The organism is Chryseobacterium sp. BIGb0232 (assembly GCF_024810195.1).
Taxonomy (GTDB): Bacteria; Bacteroidota; Bacteroidia; order Flavobacteriales; family Weeksellaceae; genus Chryseobacterium; species Chryseobacterium pennae.
Window position 1 is genome coordinate 79,765 of the sequence record NZ_JANUEH010000013.1, and the last position, 16,413, is coordinate 96,177.

The following is a 16,413-nucleotide window of genomic DNA, read 5'->3' on the forward strand; positions in this document are numbered from 1 at the left end:
CGGATTCAAAAAACATGAATCCGTTTTTTTATGGAGAATTTCCGCCATGTATTTAAAAAAACAGTAATTTTAAATAAGGGATAGAAAGAAACGATGATCATTTTTTACAAAAACAAAGTCTATTGACTTTGTAGACTAATAAATATGCTTTACATTTGCACCTGCAAAAAACATAAATATCTAATCAAATTGACGAAATGATATGAGAAATAAAAAAACTATTCTTTCCGCTTCTGTTCTCTTTTTTCTGGGAGTTTTTACCTACGGACAGGAGAAAGACAGTAATACAAAAAAAGACAGTACTCAAACCAATAAAGTAGAAGAAGTGGTGATCCTGGGATCCAGAGCTGGTGCACGATCAAAAGCAGACAGTCCGGTTCCTGTAGATGTATTTAACCTGAAGGAAGCTTCGGTGGTGCTTCCACAGTCTAGTATCGGACAAATTTTGAATGCCATTGCCCCCTCTTTTACTTCTACGGTTCAAACCAATTCTGACGGAACGGATCATTTGGATCCTGCCCAGCTGAGAGGATTAGGACCTGATCAGGTATTAGTTTTGGTTAACGGAAAAAGAAGACACACTTCTGCGTTGGTCAATGTGAACGGAACACCGGGAAGAGGAACGGTAGGAACCGATTTAAATGCCATTCCTTCCTTTGCCCTGAACAGAATTGAAGTCTTAAGAGATGGAGCTGCTGCACAATATGGTTCTGATGCCATTGCAGGGGTAATGAATCTTGAATTAAAAAGAGATACCGGAAAATTAACCGGCCAGATCAGCTATGGTGGAAATTTAACGCCTGCAGCCAATGACCATACCGGAAATTTTGACGGACAGAATATACAGCTAGACCTGAATTATGGAAATAAAATAGGAACGAAAGGCGGTTTTTTCAATATTACCTGGTCTTCACAGTTCAGAAATCCTACCTATAGAGCAGGGACTGAATCAGGAGCAATCTATAATGCTTACAACGCTATTGAACAACGTGCATTGAAAGATGGGGTGAACCTTTCTTCTCTGTTTAGTAATATCAATAATACTCCCAATTCGCAGCAGATCATCGATTATGTTCATCAGTATGCTCAAGGGGTCAATTATTTTACTCCTGGTCAATTGTCCGGTATACAAGGAGCAACGACTATTCAGGATATAAAAGATGGAGCAGGAAATGTTATTCAGAAAGGGCTTCAGTCTTTATTAAATTTTGATGTTACTGATCAGGAACTGGCGTACAGAGGTCTTACCAGAAAAGACTTCAATATGCAGGTAGGTCAGTCTAAACTAAATAATCACCAGCTTTTTATTAATGCTGAGGTTCCTGTAAGTGATAACTGGAAAGTGTATACTTTTGGTGGATATAGTTTAAGACATGGTGTTTCCGGAGGATTTTACAGAAGACCGAGAGAAAGCAGAACTTTTACAGGTTTATACCCTAATGGTTATCTGCCACAGATCGGAACTGACATTCAGGATATCTCACTAGCAGCAGGTATTAAAGGAAAATGGGAAGGTTGGAATATTGATTTCAGTAATACTTTCGGACAGAACTCTTTTACCTACAATATCAGAAATACGGGGAATACTTCTTTAAGATTTGCTTCTCCTAATGAATTTGATGCTGGGGGATTAAGATTTACCCAAAACACGATCAATTTAGATTTCTCTAAAAAGTATGATGTCCTGGAAGGATTGAATGTGGCATTTGGAGGGGAGCACCGCTTTGAAAACTTTAAAATGACGGCTGGTGAAGAAGCGTCTTATACCACTTATGATGTGTTGGGAAATCCTTGGAACAATGCTACCCAACGACCTACAGATTTCTTTGGAGCTTCTCTTCCGGGAGGTTCACAGGTATTCAGTGGATTCAGACCTGAAAATGCAGTAAACAAAAACAGACAATCACTGGCAGCCTATGCCGATGTAGAATTGAACTTTACAAACTGGTTATTGGTGGATGCAGCGGCGAGGTATGAAAACTATTCAGATTTTGGATCTACATTTAACTATAAATTAGCATCAAGAATCAAGGTTGCTCCTAATTTTAATGTGAGGTTTGCAGGATCTACAGGATTCAGAGCACCATCTATTCACCAGATTTATTATAATGTTACTTCTACATTGTTTACAGGAGGTCAGCTTCTTGAAGTGGGAACATACAGCAATGATTCTCAATTGGCAGCACAGCTGAATATCCCAAAATTGAAGCAGGAAACTTCAAAATCTGCCAGTTTAGGATTTACATATAAAATTCCATCTGTGAATTTGACCTTCACAGCAGACGGATATTTTACTAAAATTGATAACAGAATCATTCTTACCGATCAGTTCTTAAGAAAAGATGTTCCTAACGATGCCCAAAAAGAGTTTGATAAATTAAACGTTAATGCAGCTCAGTTTTTTACCAATGCTATTGATACGGAAACAAAAGGGCTGGATATCGTTATTTCACATAATGCACGATTCTCAGGTATAAAACTGGATAATAGTTTTGGGATCAATTTAAATCAGACTAAACAGGTAGGAGAGATTCATTCAGCAGGGCTGTTGAAATCTCCAGCTCTTGAAAAAGTTTATTTCTCTGAAAAATCTAGAATTTATCTTGAAGAGGCTGTTCCTAGAGTGAAAGCAAGTCTTTCTCATACGCTTACATGGAAGGGTGCAAGTTTCTATCTTAGAAATACGTATTTTGGAAAAGTGACAGGAGCAGATGTTCTTGATGCTAACGGAGATGGAATTATTGGATTTAATGAACACCAGACGATAGGAGATAAAATCATTACTGATATTTCTGCGGCCTATCAGTTTACTAAAAATATTGGATTGACTGTAGGGGTTAATAACCTGTTTGATATTTATCCTACCAAAAACCTGCCGGCTTCAAGTAACAACGATCAGTTTATTTACTCACGTTCCACTTCACAGTTTGGGCAGAATGGACGGTATGTATTCACAAGACTTAATTTCAATTTTTAATTAAATTTTATACATATAAAAAAACGGAATCAACTTTTGGTTCCGTTTTTTGTTGTTATGGGTGATAAGATAATAGATAGTTGAGGTATTTTATCCCTTCTTTACTCCCATCTTCTCAGTTCATAAGCAGCCTCCCAGAAATGGAATTCCATTCTGGATGCCATGATAAAAGCTTCTGTCATTCTTTTTCTGGTTTCTTCGGTACTGTTTTCAGCAATTTTATCGCAGATGGCAATAGCTTCATCCACTGCTGCTGAAAATTCTTCTCCGGCATACGTAGCAATCCATTTTTCATACGGGTTGTTCACCGTATTCTGAATCTCATAAATATAATTTCCAACTTCACGATAGATCCAGAAGCAGGGGAGAACTGCGGCAACTGCAATTTCCACAGACTCCAGAGCGGCAGTACTTCTCAGAAAGTGAATATAATGGTGACAAGCAGGTTCTAAAACTCCTTTATCACTCAAACCAAAATCTTTGAAGTAAGATTCATGCAGGGCATTTTCTACTACAATGGCATTTTCAGCGAAACGCATAAAAGTGAGTACATCCTGAAGATCAGGAATCTTTGCTGCTATAAGGGAAAGCGTTCTTCCAAAATGTTCCAGATATAAAGAATCCTGAGCCATATAAAAACGGAATTTATCCTGTGGTAAACTACCATCCGATAATTCTTTGATAAAAGGCATATCAAGGATAGATTGATAATGTTTTTCTATTGCGTTCCAAGTTTGTTCAGACCATTTCATTTTTGATAAGTTTTTGAGGATTAAAAAAGTGATTCAACGGTCCGTTTCCATGACCTGTTTGTGCATCTATTCCGTTTTCTATGGCTTGGTAGATATATTGCTGTCCTAGAGAAACAGCCTCGTAAAGGGACTTGCCCTGAGCAATATAGGCGGCAATAGCAGATGACAGTGTACAGCCTGAACCGTGGGTATTATTGGTGTTAAATTTTATTGTTTCAAAAGAATGAAAATTCTCGTGTTCATCATAGAAGAGGGAAGTAATGGTTGAGGTTTCCTGATGACCACCTTTAAGGAGAATTGTTTTACATCCCAGTTTTTTGATCTTTTTTCCGGCCGTGTATAAATCTTCCAATGTTTCTACTTTCATATCTGCTAAAATGGAAGCCTCATCCATATTGGGAGTGATCACATCAGCAATGGGGAAAAGTAATGTTGTGAGTGAGGTGATGGTTTCTTCTTCAATTAAACGATGCCCGCTGGTGGCAACCATTACAGGGTCAAAGACAATAGGTATTTTAGGGTATGCTGCCAATGTGGAAACAATGGTCTCTACGAGTTGAGGCGTATGAACCATTCCAATTTTTATAGCATTAGGAACAATGTCGTCCAGAATTGCTTTTATTTGATCAGCAACTGCTTCTACAGGAATAGGGTATATTTTTCGTACTCCTTGTGTGTTTTGTACAGGCAAGGCCGTTAATACTGATGTTGAAAAGCAGCCTAGAGCAGAAGCTGTTTTAATATCAGCCTGGATACCGGCACCGCCGCTTCCATCGAAACCTGCAATAGTTAATACTGAAGGGTATTTGTATTTTTTCATTTTACAATTTCATTTTTTAATTCATACGCTGCTTTTTGGGGATCAGCAGCACTGCATATTGCAGAAACTACGGCAAGACAATCTGCTCCGGCGCTGATGACAGCTCTAGCGTTTTCAAGATGAATATTTCCTATTGCGACCAAAGGTTTTTTCGTAATCTGCCTGATTTGAGTAATGCCTTCCAGTCCCCATTCTATAACAGTATCTGTTTTGGTTTTTGTTTTAAAAACAGGACTTATTCCCAGATAGTCGGCTGCAGCAGTTTGTTCATTGTCAAGCTGAGCCAGATGTTCTATAGAATATCCAATTATTTTATTGTTGATCAAAGGTCGTTGTCTTAGATCCTGAGGAGTTGCATCACTGTTGCCAACATGTATTCCAGCTGAATTTACTTTTTCAGTAACGGTGATATTATCGTTGATGATAAGAGGAACACCATATTTATCTGTAATTTCAATAAGCTGCAGAGCTTTTTGAAGGAAGACTTCGGTGCTGTCATTTTTTTCACGAAGCTGTATCATATCCACACCCCCTAAGATTGACTGTTCTGCGACTTTCAGAAAATTTTTCCCCATACAATCTGTTTCAGAAATCACAAGGTATAATGAGTAAGGAAAAATATTGATACTCATGATATTTCAATTTCTAAATGGTTGGTAAATTCCTCTTCGGTAATGTTGTATAGCTTATCTATCAAGTTGACTTGAAGACTGCCCGGACCTTTGCTTTCACGAACAGTCAGTTCGCCTGCTATTCCCAATAATGACATTGCAGCGGCGGTACCTGATACTTTATCTTCTGCAATACCTATGAATGCGCCGATTAAAGCTGTTGCAGAACATCCCAGACCCGTTACTTTGGTCATGAGAGCATGTCCGTTTTTGATCTGTATAGATTGATCTCGGCTCAGGATAATATCCGTTTCACCCGAAATGCATACAATAGTGTTATATTGATTAACCAGGATTTGTGCGGCTTCAACAGCATCATTACTTGCTGCGGTGCTGTCTACTCCTTTGGTTACTGTTGTATTCGTTTTAGCGAGTGCAATAATCTCAGAAGCATTGCCTCTGATCACTGTAGGATGGAATTGTAATAGCTGATGCAATATCTGATCGCGAAAAGAGGTCGCTCCTGCACCTACCGGATCCAATATCCATGGTTTATGGAGTATATCAGCAGTTTCAGCAGCCATAAGCATAGATTCAGCCCAGTATTCATCGAGGGTACCAATATTAATAACCACCGAATGGGATATATTGACCATTTCTTTGATTTCAGAGTGGGCGTGTGCCATAATCGGAGAAGCTCCTGCAGCCAAAAGAGCATTGGCCGTATTGTTCATCACTACATAGTTGGTAATATTATGAACAAGAGGAGACTTTTGTCGTACAAGTTGAACTTGTTCCCAAAGATTTTTTTCCATTGTTATGATTAAAAATAAAAATAGCTTTAGGAAAAAATCCGGAACAAAAGACATCAAGAAATCATGTCATTTTGCTTTTCCCTACGTCGGTGTAAGCCGTATCAGGTTCAAAGGGACTCTCTCAATTCTTTTCAGAATACCCCCTAAAGCAAAACAAATGTATAAAAATTATCAGAGGAAGCAAAAACCTTTAATGGATTTTGTAGAAAGCCTATTATCTCTCTACCAGTTCTTTCACCGGTTCTCCATAATGATCAATCTCTGTTTTGTTAATTTGCAGTAACTGATACCATTTTCTGAAAGCTCCTATAAATACAATAAGCATAAGGATCATTGCTGTTGCTGCCAATGCGGCAAGTAAATACTGCCCTTTGGGAATATAAATAGAGGTTACCTGAATATAACCGGCCCAGAATGTAATGATGGCCATAAACACGCCGGGAATAGCTGAACACAATGCATACTTTCCCCTGTTCATTCTTATCAGCATCGTTGTACAGACAATAAGTCCACAGGCCGCCAATAGCTGATTACTGATTCCGAATAACGGCCAGATACTGTTTACATTCCCTGTATACACCAGATATCCCCAGGCAAAAGTGAAAAGAAGACTGCTGATGATGATTCCGGGAATCCAGTTTTTATCATTAAATTTTGGAACTACAGATCCCAGCATTTCCTGCAAAAAGAAACGGCCCACCCTTGTTCCTGCATCAATAGCAGTAAGGATAAAAACAGCCTCAAACATAATCGCAAAATTATACCAATAAGCAGTCAGCTGATCCATATATGGGATTTTATTGAAGATATGAGCCATCCCAACGGCAAGGGATACGGCACCTCCTGTTCTGCCATAGAGGTCAATTCCAATTTTCTGTGAATAGTAATCAATATCTACACCGTGTAGAGAAGGATGAGTGGCAAGGAATGAATCATAAGCCTCTTTCGGGGTATTGATGGCAAAATAATCCCCTGGCATTAATGTACAGGCGGCAATAAGGGCCATTAATGCTACAAAACCTTCTACAAGCATAGCCCCGTAGCCTACAAAAAGAATTTCTCTTTCTTTATTCAGCATTTTGGGCGTGGTACCCGTAGCAATTACAGCATGGAATCCGGAAATTGCTCCACAGGCAATAACAATAAAAATAAAAGGAAGTACCGGGCCTCCTATAATGGGGCCTCCACCGTTTACAAAAGCTGTGATAGCAGGCATCTGCACCGTAGGATGTATAACAATTACCCCGATAGCCAGCATAATAATAGTTCCTATTTTTAAATAAGTGGAAAGGTAATCCCTTGGAACTAAAAGGAGCCATACCGGTAATACGGAAGCAATAAAACCATACAACGGAATGGCAATGGAAATTGTTTTAATATTCCATGAAAATAAATTATTCATGGTTGGATTCTGCATCAGCCCATGACCTCCGATAATTCCGGCAATCAATAGAATACCTCCTAAGATACTTGCAAACAGAACACTATTTTTTTTATAGCGCATAATCAATCCCATAATGATGGCAATAGGCATGGTAATCACTACGGTAAAAAGAGACCACGAAGCTTCATGCATTGCATTGATGCATGCCAGAGATAAGCCCGCCAGTGTAAGAACCAGGATAAAGAGGATCGCAAAACCTGCTACTGTTCCTGTTGCTTTCCCTATTTCTTTTGAGGCAATAGTCGCAAGGCTTTGACCTTTATGTCTCACGGAAGCAAAAAGGACAACCATATCATGAACACCACCTCCCAGTACACAGCCTATTAAGATCCATAGTGCACCGGGAAGATATCCGAACTGTGCAGCGAGAACAGGTCCTACTAGTGGTCCGGCTGCTGCGATAGCAGCAAAATGATGCCCAAAGAGTACATTTTTATTCGTTGCTACATAATCTTTACCATCTGCAAATTCTACAGCGGGAGTCATATTTTCATCATTAAGTTTAAGAACTTTATTGGCAATAAAAATACCATAGAAGCGGTAAGCTATCGCGAAAATAAGAACAGAAACAAATATGAGGGTAAGCGCGTTGATATTGTTTAAAGAATCCATGTTTCTTATTTTTTTTAATGAATAAATAATTAAAATATTGTTTTATTGTAAATAATGTAAACAATGGCCAAGGTAATTATTTTTCAGGTAAAAAATATGAATATGTATATCAATCTAGCATATTTGTTGTTTTGTGTTTATTTAAATATTTTATTTACAGTTGTTTGTGTTTTCTTGATCTTAGAGGATGTATATTATTTCTTTTGGGAGATAATAAAATCAACCATCTGATCGGTCATTTTATCCAGAGTCTCTTTATCTGTGGTTGAAAAGCTATGAACCCCGTTCTCAATAATAAGTAAAGAAGTCTGTATTTTTTCTCTTTTTAATTTCCTGTGTAGTTTTTTGGCCTGGCTTAAAGGAACCACTTTATCTTTATTTCCCTGTACAATTAAAGTAGGAACACCTTCTGAAGCATAATTAACAGGAGAAACTGTTTTTAAATAGTCTATAGCTCTTTGCTGGTCTTTATTCAGATCATAGCCGGAAATTCCTTTTACGAGTCCCTGCTGCAGACTAACAATCTTTTTGGACATCATTTTTATCATAGAAACAGGAATTGTACCCAGCCCGGTATGGAAAAGCTTATTCAGATCTGCGGGACCATAATGATCAATCACATAATTTACTTTTGCAGAATAAGAAGAAAGTTCCTGACTTCCAATAAAAGTATTGTCGGGCGTATAGGCTGCCAACAGTGAAAGCTGCGCTCCGGCAGAAGCTCCGAAAAGACCAATATTATTAGTGTCAAAATTATACTTCTCCGCATTTTTTCTAACCCATCTTACGGCATCTTTAGTGTCTTCCAAAGGTAATGGGAAATGGGTATTGTCGTTAAGAAGTGTGTAATTGATGCTGATAATGGCATATTGCTTTGGGGTGAGTTTTTTTATGGTTGTTTCTACATAATCATCTGCATGAATCACTTTATCACCTTCTATCCAGCCACCACCATGTACATAGATTAATACGGGGATTTTTTCAGCAGAAATATTTTTCGGCATATAAAGATCCAATGCAATGGGATCTCCTTTTTTATTGGTTTTGTATACAATATTTTCGGTAAGCGCTGTGATTTCCGGAAGTAGGATACTTTTTACACGAGGAGTTTTAGGAGGCGGTCCTTGTGAAAAAGATTGTGAAAAAAATAAACTGGAAAAGATTAAAAATAAAACAAAAAACAGGTTTGTAAAAAACCTGTTGATTGATATGTTGTTTATAGATGATTTCATAAGAACTTTTTTAAGAAGTATGTTATTTTACTAACTCCTCAAAAAGTTTACCAAAAGTAGTATTTAAGTCTTTAGATTTCCCCGGATGAGGTCTTGAAGTTTGTACAACAGCACTTCTTACAGCAGTCAGCCATCGGAAACGTTCAGGAATATCAAACAGAGCAATAGGTCCGCCCTCTTTATCGCCATTAGCTATTTTCTGAAAACTTTCAAGGTTTTGGATGACATCATCATAATCCAGTTTGCTGTGCATTAGCTTGAATTTATCAGGACATAAATAGAATTCCACCCGTATGAATTTTTCCTTTTTAGAAAACATCACAAGTCCTATATTGAAAAACTCTTCTCTTTCAACCTTTGGTACCAAGCGTATTACCGCGTATTCATATATTTTATCCTCTTGCATTTTTAGCTTCGTTTAAAAAGATTTGAGAATTTTCCAGTCGGGTTTTCATGAACTGAAAATAAATTTCACGGATCTCATCAGGAGTTTCATCGGCATCATTCCAATGTAACCAGTCCTCAGGAATAGCATTGACAATATCCCTGAAAAGTATTTCATTCAGTACCTCATGTGCAAACTGATCCGCTTCATCCAGCATTTTGGCTTTGGTAAGAAGAACATGGTCTTTCACATATTTGAACGGAGTCTTTGCTGCCGCATCAAAATTCTGCCATGAATGGTGGAAATAGAACGAAGCTCCGTTATCAATGATCCAGAGTTCCTTATGCCACATCAGCATATTTGCGTTCTTATAGGTACGGTCGATATTGGTAATAAATGCATCCAGCCAAACGATCTTTGAGGCCAGAAGCGGGTCAACACTTACTCCGGGATCATAGGTGATAGAGCCGGAGAGATAATGTAAACCGAGATTAAGCCCCTCAGAAAACTTGAGCAGATCCTGTATCTCTTCATCAGCTTCCGTTCTGCCGAAGTCTGCATCAAGATTCACAAAAACCAGCTCAGGAATCTTTAATCCTAAAGCCTCTGTAATCCTTCCTCCTATAAATTCGGAGATGAGCATTTTAACTCCATGACCGGCGCCACGGAATTTTAAGACATATTTAAAATCATCATCAGCTTCTGCCAGAGCAGGAAGTGAACCTCCCTCTCTTAATGGCAGAATGTAACGCATTACAGTTACTGTTCTTAAATTCTGCATGAAGCAAAAATAAGCTTATTTTTTAATAATTTTTTTAGTGAATTCTTTTTCTCCCGTTTTATACTTTAAAAAATAAACTCCGGCAGATAAATGATGGAGCTGTACAGTATATCCTGAATCTGTTGTATTCAGAAGATAAGATACCATTCTTCCACTGGCATCAGTAAGAGAAAGGATCTCTGCTTTCTTTCTGGTGATAATAGTAATAAAGTTTTGTGTTGGATTAGGATAAATCTGAGCAGGATCTTCTATGTCTGTTTCTTTTGTACTAAGGCTGCCGAGGGGTAATAGTTTGGTTTTGGTACTATTGCCTCCACAGGCATTGGTTGTAAGCTGTACATTGTAATTTCCTTGAGCAGAATATGTGTGCTCAGGATTCTCCAGGGTAGAAGTTGTTCCGTCTCCAAAATCCCATAAATAGGTTGTTGCATTTTTAGATTTGTTGGTAAACTTTACTGTAAAGCCTCCCGTGAATTCATATTTGAATCTGCTGTATACATCATTGGAAAGGATATTCCAGGGGTCCATTGAATCATAAACAACATCCTTTACCGTATTTTTGATGAACTGTGCTTCTGCTGCAGTAAGGTTTCCGTTATAAGGAGCAAGGGTAGGATCTTTTTTAAATATAACTGCATAAAATGTATATGCTGCTGCCATTGAGCCTATATAGCTGGGATGTGATTTGTCCTGATCATAAAGCTCCATTGCCGGATCCAGCTGTCTGATTGTCCGCCAAACTTTACCTACGGGAGACAATAAGGCTTCATTCATTTTTGCCATTTCAATATAATGTTGAGAAATCAAATCATCCATTCCCTCATAAGTACAAACTGAAGGCTGTACATTACAACGGGAATCATCTCCGTTTTTACGTCCCCATGTCATATAGAAAATAACATTGCCACACCCGTTTGTACTTTTAATAAGGTCTGAAAGCTGGGCTGCATAAGGATACACTAAGTTTTGCACCTGCTGATCTGTAAAAGAAGGAAGCTGGCTTTGTTCCTGTAATACCACATAGTCCCAATTTCCCTGCATGAGAGTTGTTACTGTAGTACTGTTAACATGCTGTTGAAGAGTTGAACCTCCGGGAGTCTGGCTTTGGTGTTCCAGAATATCCCCTGTAGATTGGGCAATATCTTGGATTAAAGCGGGTAAGTCGTTAAAATAGGTATAACTATTCCCAATAAAGAAGACTTTTTTGCTGGTCTGACTAAAGATGGCAGAAAACGCAATTAAAAATAAAAAGAGTAGAGTTTTTTTCATAAATTTCAATTAAAATTAGTATTCTAAATATAAAGAATATTGAATAAAAGCCAATTATTTTATGAATTTGATTAGTGAAAAGAATATTTATTTAGAAAATAAAGAAACAAAAGGTTTTCTTGCTGATGCTTTTTATAATGACACTCAAAAAAAACTGCCTTTAGTCGTTTTTGTGCATGGGTATAAAGGCTATAAAGACTGGGGAGCATGGGGGTTAATGGCTGAAATGTTTGCCCAGGCCGGTTTTTTCTTTGTGAAGTTTAATTTTTCCCATAACGGAACAACGGTAGATTCTCCTCATGATTTTGCTGATCTTGAGGCTTTTGGAAATAATAATTATACAAAAGAACTGTCTGATTTGGGGGTTGTTATCGACCATTTTATCCAGGACCCGCATGTAGATTATGAAAAAGTAATCCTGATAGGACACAGCAGGGGAGGAGGCATCTCTATTATCAAAACTTTTGAAGACGAAAGGATCAACGGATTGATTACGCTGGCTAGTGTAGATACGCTAGACCGCTTTCCAACAGGTGATTCTTTTGAAAACTGGAAAAAGGAAGGCGTTTATTATGCCCTGAATGGCCGTACAAATCAGGAAATGCCCCATTACTATCAGTTTTATGAAGATTATGAACAGAATATACACCGTTTTGATGTAGAACGGGCTGCGGAAATGGCTAAGGCTTATATGCTGATTATCCATGGAACAGAAGACGAAGCTGTAAATGCAAAGCATGCAGAACATCTTCATATTCTTAATCCGAATTCAGAGCTTTTTCTTATTGAAAACGGAAATCATACCTTTGGAGCAAAAGAACCCTGGACAGATCCCGATTTGCCAAAGGATCTGGATACAGTAACAGAAAAGTGCATTGATTTTTTAAATAAAAACATAAAATAGAGATCTGATGAAAAGATTGATATTTTTTGGCACAGTTCTTTGTTCTGATTGAAGATGGAAAGATCAATGAGTTTATAGAAAAAGGAAAATTACCGTTTTGGAAGCACTGAATACAAGAAAGAATATAAAATAAAACGGCTGAAATTACGTTGTATTATATTAACCACCATACTAAATATTATTATGAAAAAAGTTATTACAGGCAGTATTGCATTGCTATTATTGGGAGCTGTTGTTTCCTGTAAAAAAGAAACTCCAATCCAGTCTTCTGTAAGTACAGACACACTGGCTACAGTAATGACAAAAGATTCTACTGTGGCTCCAAAGACAGATTCAGTAACTGCTGCAGCCCCTTCTACAGCTGCTACCATTGAAGCAATTACCAAAAATGAAGGAAAGTACCCCCATGATATTAAATTATTTGAAGATAAAAGCTTTGCCGAAAGAGTGAAAAAGCTCGTTGGAAAAGAATATGATGAAATGGTAAAAAACTTCGATGTAGAAGGACCTATCGTATCTGATAACGGGATTTATAAACTTCACGGATGTAAACAACACGATTGTCCGGGATATGCTACCTACATGTATTATGATTCTAAAAATGATAACCTGAATGTTTCCATTGATAAAAACAGTAAAGTAACAGACTTTGCAGAAAAGGGGAAAATCACAGTAACAGATGCTTTAAAATCAAAATAAAAATTAAGGCTATCAACCTATTAAAAATACAAAATAGGCTGTCTCAAAAGTGAGGCAGCCTATTTTATATTTCATTATTTTCTTACTAATTTTAAAAGGCTTCTGAAGTTTTTTATTGTTATCATTTCACTTGTTGGAGTGAGAATGGTAGCCTTTTTATCTTTGTCTAGCAGGCATTCAGAATACGCTGCATTCAGATTATCTGATTAAAATCTTCCAGGCTTCTTCAATTTTACTTTCCAGTAATAATTTTTGAGCATCCTGATGAACATTCTCATCCGAATGATATTCTCCTAAAGGCAATACCTCAACATTAGCAAGCATTCCCAGATCGTTTCCTGTAAATACTTTGCTGTATTTGATATCATCCGGCAAAAGATCAAATCCAATTCCTTTTGTTACCAATGGTTTTGGAACTTCAAAAAGACTGTTTTCATTACTTCTGGAATACCAGTTGCTTCCTAAACGGGCTACCATATCAAGCTTTTGCTGATCTAGATTTCCCGCTTCATTCAGGTATTCTTCTCTGATATGAATTTTCTGAACCTCACAGATTACAAGATTTCCTGCTCCACCTTGGTCTCCTAAAGATTTCACCTCTAAAACTTTACATTCAAAGTTTACAGGACATTCCTCAATCAGTTTGGGTTTCACCAGATCAGCATCTTTCATAGTAAGTCCAGACTTTACAAACTCATTAATTCCTGTTTCATATTCTGTAGAAGCTAAAGATATCTGCTGTACAATCGGGAAATTGACTGTTCCGATCACTACTTCCGGTACTTCCAATACATTTTCAAGAGTATGTTTTGTTGTATTGTCACGCACCCTCCTCGATGGTGAAAAGATCAGAATCGGAGGAACCGTACTGAACATATTGAAAAAACTGAATGGAGATAAATTATTGTTTCCGTCTTTATCCACCGTAGAAGCCAATGCAATAGGACGCGGTGAAACGGCGGTCTGCATAATGGTTTGAAGCTGTACGGAGGTGATTTCAGAAGGGATTACTGTTTTCATGTTTTTGTTTAATAGTTATTTATTTGTAATCCTAAATTGCAATATAATGCTGCTCCATACAAATCCGGGAATAATGTATTATGATTGATATTCATTTTATTTAAAGAGATTAAGCATTTTTCTCTTTGGTCATTTTTGATCTTAATTTTATACATTTTAATTTTCCCGTCCTTATTTAGAGCATATTTTTTTGTAACTAGAGTTTCAATATCATCTTTCGATTTAAAATTGACAAAAAGACCACTTTGATTAATTAATCTGTTATTATAATCTGTTGTAGGTTTAAAAACTTCCAAAGAATCATCATGATTCTCAATAATATTTTTTTGAGAAATAGCATATATTATTCTATATTCACCATCATATTCTTTCTCATAGAAAGCAAAATATGCAGCAACATATGGAGATAGTGTAAAATCTAAAAGTGGAGTATGTAGAAAATTGTGTTGACCAATAGCCCATAATTCATTTTCATCATTTATTACATCTTTATAGTAATTAGTTTTACCTCTTAAGGAGATTTTAAATGCCTCTAACAGTTTGGTTTTTTGTATGATAAATTTGTCCTCTGATAAAGATTTTAGATTCCTATGTAATGTTGGCTCTAATTTCCATTTTTCATCTTTTTGTCCACGATAAACATAATTTTTTCTTGTAATATCTGATATTATAAGATCATGAAAATCATTCCAATCGTCTAATATGAATTCTTTTATACCATTTTTTAAGCTAAGAGGCTTCTTCATATATTTGAAAAATAAAATTTAGAGGGATTTAATATTTAATAATAAAAACAATTAGTTTTAAAGTGTTGGAATAATTTTACCGGTAACTTCACCGAAACCTACTCTCACACCCTCTTTTTCAGCCCATGCCTTCATGGTAACCGTATCATTATCTTCAATGAATTTTCTTTCTTCACCATTGCTTAATGATAAAGGATTCTGCCCTCTCCAGGTTAATTCCATCATAGAACCGAAAGATTTTGGATCACTTCCTGAGATGGTTCCACTTGCATACATATCACCTACTTCTACATTACAACCGTTTACGGTGTGGTGAGCCAGTTGCTGGGCCATATTCCAGTACATGTGCTTATAGTTGCTTTCACAGATTAAGTTTTCTTCCCCATTTTCAGGTTGGATATACACCTCAAGGTTGATATCATAGTTTTTATCACCTTCAAATTTTAAATATTCTAAAACTTCAGGATCCTGTGTAGGAGAACCAGTTCTGAATGGTTCTAAAGCTTCAAGGGTAACGACCCATGGAGAAATAGATGAACCGAAGTTTTTCGCAAGGAATGGCCCTAGAGGAACGTATTCCCATGCTTGGATATCTCTTGCAGACCAGTCATTGAAGATCACCATTCCGAAGATTGCATCTTCAGCATCCTGAGTAGAAATACTTTCTCCCATCTCCGTATTTCTGTTGATGATGAAAGCCATTTCCAGTTCAAAATCCAATTGCTTGCAAGGTCCGAAAACAGGTTTGTCTGCATCAGCAGGTTTCGTCTGACCTTTCGGACGGTTGATTTCCGTTTCGGAAACAACGATTGAGGATGCTCTTCCATGGTAACCTACCGGTAAGTGTTTCCAGTTAGGGAATAATGCATTCGCAGGATCACGGAGCATTTTTCCTACATTGGTAGCATGTTCAATGCTACTGTAGAAATCTGTATAGTTTGGAATGTGAACCGGCATCATCATTTTTACCTTATCAAGGTCATAGAAAGCCTCTTCAATTGTTTTCTGGTCTTTTGACAATGCAGAACCTTCCTGTAATAAAGATTGAATTTTGATACGAACCGCATTGGTAACTGGTTTACCTAATTCAATAAATTCATTGATGGTGTAGGCTTCAAAAACATTGTCATTTAAGCCTTCAATATCTTCAAAATAGCCAAGGTCGTAAAGGGTCGCAAGATCAATAACCTGATCTCCGATTCTTGTGCAGCATCCGATGTATTCCTTGTTGAATACTGCCACTCCGAAAGGAATATTATGTATAGAAAAATCCGAATTTGAGGAATAGTCTACAAATGATTTCATAAGTTTAGATTTTAGTTAGATTAAAATATCATCCTGAGAAA

General features: G+C 37.1%; 15 protein-coding genes and 1 riboswitch. Of the genes, 3 read left to right on the plus strand and 12 right to left on the minus strand.

Features of this window, described 5'->3' with window-relative positions; translation table 11 throughout:
- Positions 1-202: 202 nt before the first annotated feature.
- Positions 203-2,977, plus strand: coding sequence for a TonB-dependent siderophore receptor (locus M2372_RS22090; protein WP_123321349.1), 2,775 nt, complete (start codon positions 203-205; stop codon positions 2,975-2,977).
- Positions 2,978-3,078: 101 nt separating this feature from the next.
- Here M2372_RS22090 and tenA read toward each other — a convergent pair whose 3' ends face one another.
- From tenA to M2372_RS22135, 9 genes are all read right to left on the minus strand, one after another.
- Positions 3,079-3,729, minus strand: a complete 651-nt coding sequence (gene tenA, locus M2372_RS22095) for a thiaminase II (protein WP_123321348.1) — start codon at positions 3,727-3,729, stop codon at positions 3,079-3,081.
- The gene (gene thiD, locus M2372_RS22100; protein WP_123321347.1) at positions 3,716-4,549 is read right to left on the minus strand and encodes a bifunctional hydroxymethylpyrimidine kinase/phosphomethylpyrimidine kinase; all 834 of its coding nucleotides are present in this window, start codon (positions 4,547-4,549) and stop codon (positions 3,716-3,718) included. Before thiD ends, tenA begins: the two co-directional genes overlap by 14 nt.
- Positions 4,546-5,181 carry a thiamine phosphate synthase gene (thiE, locus tag M2372_RS22105; protein ID WP_123321346.1) on the minus strand — a complete coding sequence of 212 codons (636 nt, stop codon included), beginning with the start codon at positions 5,179-5,181 and terminating at the stop codon, positions 4,546-4,548. Before thiE ends, thiD begins: the two co-directional genes overlap by 4 nt.
- A complete protein-coding gene (thiM, locus tag M2372_RS22110) occupies positions 5,178-5,975 on the minus strand; it encodes a hydroxyethylthiazole kinase (protein WP_185018962.1) in 798 nt (265 codons plus the stop codon). The genes thiE and thiM overlap by 4 nt, the downstream gene beginning before the upstream one ends.
- A 61-nt stretch (positions 5,976-6,036) precedes the next feature.
- A riboswitch (TPP riboswitch) is annotated at positions 6,037-6,130 on the minus strand.
- A gap of 59 nt (positions 6,131-6,189) precedes the next feature.
- Positions 6,190-8,031, minus strand: a complete 1,842-nt coding sequence (locus M2372_RS22115; protein WP_185018952.1) for a carbon starvation protein A — start codon at positions 8,029-8,031, stop codon at positions 6,190-6,192.
- A 194-nt stretch (positions 8,032-8,225) separates the two neighbouring features.
- A complete protein-coding gene (locus tag M2372_RS22120; RefSeq protein ID WP_123321345.1) occupies positions 8,226-9,263 on the minus strand; it encodes an alpha/beta hydrolase in 1,038 nt (345 codons plus the stop codon).
- Between the two features lie 22 nt (positions 9,264-9,285).
- A complete protein-coding gene (locus tag M2372_RS22125; RefSeq protein ID WP_115972796.1) occupies positions 9,286-9,669 on the minus strand; it encodes a DUF3037 domain-containing protein in 384 nt (127 codons plus the stop codon).
- Entirely contained in the window at positions 9,656-10,429 is a 774-nt protein-coding gene (locus tag M2372_RS22130) for a HipA family kinase (RefSeq protein WP_123321344.1), read from the minus strand. Before M2372_RS22130 ends, M2372_RS22125 begins: the two co-directional genes overlap by 14 nt.
- 15 nt (positions 10,430-10,444) lie before the next feature.
- Positions 10,445-11,698: a PKD domain-containing protein gene (locus M2372_RS22135; protein ID WP_185018950.1), complete on the minus strand. Its 1,254-nt coding sequence runs from the start codon at positions 11,696-11,698 to the stop codon at positions 10,445-10,447.
- Between the two features lie 61 nt (positions 11,699-11,759).
- Here M2372_RS22135 and M2372_RS22140 point away from each other — a divergent pair, with 61 nt between their 5' ends.
- A complete protein-coding gene (locus tag M2372_RS22140; protein ID WP_123321343.1) occupies positions 11,760-12,602 on the plus strand; it encodes a S9 family peptidase in 843 nt (280 codons plus the stop codon).
- A gap of 183 nt (positions 12,603-12,785) precedes the next feature.
- Positions 12,786-13,301, plus strand: coding sequence for a hypothetical protein (locus M2372_RS22145; protein WP_123321342.1), 516 nt, complete (start codon positions 12,786-12,788; stop codon positions 13,299-13,301).
- A gap of 198 nt (positions 13,302-13,499) precedes the next feature.
- Here M2372_RS22145 and M2372_RS22150 read toward each other — a convergent pair whose 3' ends face one another.
- The 3 genes from M2372_RS22150 to fahA are packed head-to-tail and all read right to left on the minus strand — an operon-like array spanning position 13,500 to position 16,372.
- On the minus strand, positions 13,500-14,321 hold the full coding sequence (locus M2372_RS22150; RefSeq protein ID WP_123321341.1) for a flavin reductase family protein: 822 nt from the start codon (positions 14,319-14,321) through the stop codon (positions 13,500-13,502).
- Between the two features lie 8 nt (positions 14,322-14,329).
- Positions 14,330-15,067 (minus strand): FRG domain-containing protein, encoded by a 738-nt coding sequence (locus M2372_RS22155; protein ID WP_115972791.1) that lies wholly within the window; start codon positions 15,065-15,067, stop codon positions 14,330-14,332.
- 57 nt (positions 15,068-15,124) lie between these two features.
- On the minus strand, positions 15,125-16,372 hold the full coding sequence (gene fahA, locus M2372_RS22160) for a fumarylacetoacetase (protein WP_123321340.1): 1,248 nt from the start codon (positions 16,370-16,372) through the stop codon (positions 15,125-15,127).
- Positions 16,373-16,413: the final 41 nt, after the last annotated feature.